Origin of the sequence: Oleiagrimonas sp. MCCC 1A03011 (assembly GCF_003267965.1) — a bacterium.
Classification (GTDB): Bacteria; Pseudomonadota; Gammaproteobacteria; order Xanthomonadales; family Rhodanobacteraceae; genus Oleiagrimonas; species Oleiagrimonas citrea.
Map to the genome: position 1 here is coordinate 1 of NZ_MSPY01000048.1, position 489 is coordinate 489.

Annotated in this window: 1 protein-coding gene; it reads right to left on the reverse strand. The window is 57.9% G+C overall.

The genetic code is table 11. The features are described from left to right. Window positions 1–84: 84 nt before the first annotated feature. On the reverse strand, window positions 85–489 hold a 405-nt coding region (locus BTJ49_RS15870; RefSeq protein ID WP_206098448.1), incomplete at its 5' end, for a hypothetical protein.

Sequence of the window (489 nt, forward strand, 5' to 3'; positions counted from 1 at the left end):
AAGCCGCATACACGAACGCAACCGCACCGTTTTGCCAACGAGTATGTACTCGGTTACTTGCAGGGGGAGTCCATACATGAATTGTTAGGGCTCTCGCAGGCCACCTGCTAGATCCGAAGGCTTTGCTGGCGATCCGCCCCGCTCCCAGAAGAACTGCCAGCCATCTTCTGCGAAATCACCGATTCGGGTCGCAGCGAATTGCATGGCAAGCGTAACAGCCTGCCATGCATCAATGCCGGCTATTTTGTAAACGCGTGCCTCTACTGCGCCCAGGCTTACGGGAGCCGTCCACTCGCCACCAGGTTGCTGGGTAGGCACACCAACGCTGATGTGAACTTGATGCTCGGTGCCGTCAGGAGCAACACCGATCCAGATTCTTTCTGCGGCTGGTAAATTCACGTCCATGAGTGGCCTAACGCTGGAATTGAGCGGCGGCAAAGCCGTCCGCCTCGAATGAGTGGTTAGGTGCCACGAGCCGGCGCCTCCGTG